At 56.7% G+C, this 4,088-nt stretch carries 5 protein-coding genes; all 5 read right to left on the bottom strand.

Features of this window, described 5'->3' with window-relative positions; all coding sequences use genetic code 11:
- Positions 1-188: hypothetical protein (locus tag EOM25_12780; GenBank protein NCC26049.1), on the bottom strand; the 188-nt coding region annotated here is incomplete at its 3' end.
- 9 nt (positions 189-197) lie between these two features.
- Positions 198-986, bottom strand: a complete 789-nt coding sequence (locus tag EOM25_12775) for an outer membrane lipoprotein-sorting protein (protein ID NCC26048.1) — start codon at positions 984-986, stop codon at positions 198-200.
- A gap of 105 nt (positions 987-1,091) precedes the next feature.
- Complete coding sequence (locus EOM25_12770; protein ID NCC26047.1) at positions 1,092-1,916, bottom strand: class I SAM-dependent methyltransferase; 825 nt, start codon at positions 1,914-1,916, stop codon at positions 1,092-1,094.
- Between the two features lie 80 nt (positions 1,917-1,996).
- On the bottom strand, positions 1,997-3,019 hold the full coding sequence (locus tag EOM25_12765; GenBank protein NCC26046.1) for a methyltransferase domain-containing protein: 1,023 nt from the start codon (positions 3,017-3,019) through the stop codon (positions 1,997-1,999).
- A gap of 215 nt (positions 3,020-3,234) precedes the next feature.
- Positions 3,235-4,083 (bottom strand): DUF4198 domain-containing protein, encoded by an 849-nt coding sequence (locus EOM25_12760; protein ID NCC26045.1) that lies wholly within the window; start codon positions 4,081-4,083, stop codon positions 3,235-3,237.
- Positions 4,084-4,088: the final 5 nt, after the last annotated feature.

Raw genomic sequence — 4,088 nt, 5'->3', positions numbered from 1 at the left:
GAGGTCTCGAGACGGAGTTTGGCCCTGGAGGTGACCTGATCGTTTGGCGGCGACAGGCGTATGGACTGCACGGTCTCCAGCCATCCGGTGACGGTCAGGCGGTCCAACAGGGCCCCGCCATCGTCCCCCCGTGCCGCGCCGATGCACAAAAGTACGGCCAGCAGGCCCGGTATGGCCGATTTGATCATGGTCCTGGATCACCGAATGCGCCCGCGCTCGATGGTCGAGACCTGGAACAGGTCGTCCTCCAGGCCTGAGTCGTAACGCATGGACTCGATCCGCATGACGGTCTTGTGTTCGCGGGAGACGTTGTCCATTTCCGAGAGCAGCAGGGTCCAGAATCCGTCCTGCTCCTGGAATTCCAAGGCGTTGTAGTTTTTTGCCAGCCCGTCCTTGTCGTGGTACTCGGCCTTGAGCACCAAGAGGGCCGTCTTGCTGATCCAGAGCACCCGGCGGGTGTACAGGTCTTCCGGGTCCACGGGCACGGACTCGATCTTCCAGCAGTCGTGCCCCCGGACGTTTTCTTCGCCGAGCAGGACGTGGGTGTCCTTGGCCACGGCCCGTTTGCCCATGTCATCATAGGTGAAATCCGTTCCCATGAAGTACTCGTTCCTTGAGGATCCGCTGATGCGGCGGACCTTCTTCATGGCCGGCATATAGAGCCATTTGTCGTCGTCCTTGTCGACTTCTTCATAATCCCAGGACAGGTAGGCCGTGCCTCGGACGTCGGCCGGTTCCCGGAAGACCATTGCCGACTTGCGGTCCGGGCCGTAATCCTTGGACCAGCTATCCACTTGGCGAACTCGCTGGCTGCCGCGCTTGTTGATCAGGGTCATGGTCAGGGTCGAGGTCCGATCCTCGCCGTCAGGGCGGTTGTAGACCATGAACATGATATCCCGGCCATTGGGTTCATCGGCCAGGGCGAGAGAAACGAACATCAGCAGGGCCACGATATAGAAGACTGTTTTTAATAGTTTTTTTTCCATAATCATGTGCTTGTCTTTCGTGTGAAGTTGTAAAGATGCAACCACCTGTAGAAGCAAAGGGTCGCTGTTTGGGCAGCGGCATCGGCGCAAAAAACTGTATACTATCTAGTTGGAAGAATGAATTCTCATATGCACCATCGAGCATACACCCAGCATATCCGCCATGAATGCCATGATTTTAACAGGCAGGGGAACTCCATTTTTCATCCCTTTTGACATGGGCATTGCACTTATGATCTTCATCCGATGATCCCATTTTTCGATGGAGCGCACAGGTTTCAGTCCCCATCCGCCATCCATGGACATCTCCATTCCTCCTTTTTTCAATACCTGCTTCTTCGCAATTTTCATTCCCATGGGAGACAGTGAATCAAAGAAAAACTCGCAGTTCTTAAAGTAGTCCGCTATTTGAATGAAGAAAGATTTAATTTGTTTTTCTTCGAAATACATGAAAACACCCCCGGCCAAAAACAGCAAACCGTCCCGGACTTCTATTTCCTTGAACCATTCGGTTTTCAGAAATGAAGAAGCAATGCTTTTATGCCGATCACTGTCTTCATAGAAATTCATTCTGATTGCCATCACATCCGGCAGGTCAAGCTCGTAAAACATGATTTTGCCGTTATCTATACGGTTGAATGTGGTATCCATTCCGCAGCCGATATTGACAATGGTCGCCTCGGGATGTCTTTTCATAAATGAAAGGGTCATTTTGTCCGTATGCAGACTGCGGGCGACCCATCCATGCTGGGACATGGCTTGGCTTTTTTCGATATCCGAAAAATCGTAATCAAAATGCTTAATGATTTTTACTGCGTCTTCATCAACCAGTCTCGGGTTTTTCCTTTGTGTTTCATATGCCCTGCCCCATAACGGCAGAAGGAGGGTTTCCTGAACGGTTCCTTTTTCAATTTTGATTTTCTGTTCCATTCCTTCTTTCCCTTGTTTACATTACGTTGAATACAAGGATCTTTGAATTTCATGCCTGAACCCGCCATGACGTTGCGGTCTCATGCCTTGCGGGCGGTATCCATATCCATATCGCCCATGGGCGTTTTCACGGTCCGCGAGTGCACGGATTTGAACCCGCAGCGCAGCATGGACGCGGCGATCTCGCCCTGGTCGAAATAAAAGGTACTGCCGGCGGTCAGGGCCGTGGCAAGATGGCCCAGGAGCATATCCGGCTGGGTCCGCTCATGCGTCAATCCGTCCTGAAAGGCGATGAAGACTCCCCCGGGGTTCAGTGCCCCGAGGATCTTGGCGATCAGCCGATCCAGGTCGTGGCGGGTGAAATTGAGGGTGGCGCAGGCCCAGATCAAATCGTACCCCTGTCCAATGTCGTCCCGGAGGTAGTCGCCGCTTCTGGTGTAGACCCGGTTTTCAAGCCCGGCCTTGCGGACGAACTCGTTGGCCACGGCGGTCGCGGCCGGCCGATCGAAGACCACGGCCGTCATCTCCGGATGGGCGAGGACAAAGGCCTGGGCGAACACCCCGTGACCGCCGCCCAGGTCGAGCATGGTCCGGAAGGAGGGAAATTCCGGCAGTGCGGCCAAATGGCCGGCCATGAGCGCGCCGGCGCCGCCCTTTACCCAGGCCGCGCTGACCCTGGCCGACTCGGCCCACAAGTCTTCCGAGGAGAAATGCGCATCGGCGGGATTGGGGTCGGGACCGATCCGGACCAAGCCGGTCAGATTCTGGAGGGGTACCACGCACATATCCGTGACCAGGCGGATCAGTCCGCCCATGAAGACCGGACTCTTCGAACACAGATAGAGCGAGGCCTCGGACCTGTTCAGATAGAGCCCATTGTGCTTGGAGAGCAGGCCGATGCAGGCCAGGGCGTCGAGGTACATGGCCGTGTTGCCGGGATGGGTCCGCAGATGATCGGCCGTCTCCTCGGCCGTGCGCGGGGTTTCCAGGTGGTCGAAGAGTTCGAGTTCGAGCCCGGTCTGGATCAGCCGAGCCTGAACGGCTCCGGTAGCCATGGCGTACAGGCGGCCATAATCGGGAAAGTCAGTGGTCGATGTGCTCATGAAAACCTCGCAAAAGGGATGGGTTGTCGAAATTGTGAGAGAAGAGTGCCGATGAATCGGGACAAGGTCTCCCCGGGCCGGGAATAATCATGCCCCGAGGCGGAATTCTGGCGGGGAGAAAATCAGACCCGGATCTGGATGCCAGGGCCGGGCGTTTCGCAGGTTGACGTCCGGCCCGATCAGGCCGAGCCGGACGTCACGCAATGGGAGGAGGTTTATTTCACGGTGAAGGTCAGACTGGCTCCGTGGTAGACTTGATCGGCCTTGCCCACGAGATCCTTGAGGGGACCGTCGGGGGTGACGTCGTCCTTGTGGCTGACGCCGATCATCCACTGCCCGGCAGCCTGGACCCTGAACTGGGCCTTGCCGTCCATGAGATAGGAGAACAGGGCGAATCCGTCGCTCTGGCCGAATCCGACGCCATGGGCCGTGATGTATTCGATGCTCTTGGCCGTGGCCGTCAGAGGCTGACCGTAGAAGAGAACGTCGACCTCTACCAGATCCCCGACATGGAGGTCGCCCAGGTCGGTTCGGGGGATGATCTCCAGGCCGTGGCCGAGTGGTTTGGGGTTGATCCACCGGTCGACTGTCAGGAAGGATTTGGCAAAGGCCTGATACTTGACCGACATGAGGACTTTGTCGATGTCTTTGATCTCGTCGCGAGGCTTCATCTGCAGACGTTGCTTGCCGCTCTTGTCGATGTATTGGGTGAAAAAGGAGGGAGTGGACACGGCGGCCAACTGATAGACGCCCGGAGCGCCGTCCTTTTTCAGGCCGACCTTCTGCAGGGCCATGTCCGCGGTTATCACGTCGGCATTGTCAGTGTTCAGCACCGTTTCAGCGGGTTTGGGTTCGGGCAGGCGCAAGGGGGACCTGGTCATGGAAGGATCGATCAGGTCAAAGCTGTCCAGGGCGATACGTCCGTCCTTGGAACTCATGACGTCGTCCATGGGCAGGGCGTGGCCCCAACCCAGGGAGACCATGGCGTGGTGCGATCCGTGGGCGCGGGATTCAAATGCGTTGATCCAGAGGGAATGGGCCAGGGCCGTTGAAGAGCAGGACAAGGCGA

The sequence above is a fragment of the Deltaproteobacteria bacterium genome (genome assembly GCA_009929795.1).
Taxonomy (GTDB): domain Bacteria; phylum Desulfobacterota; class Desulfovibrionia; order Desulfovibrionales; family Desulfomicrobiaceae; genus RZZR01.
Note: the sequence above shows the minus strand (reverse complement) of the source record. Positions and strands in the feature narration are given on the sequence as shown.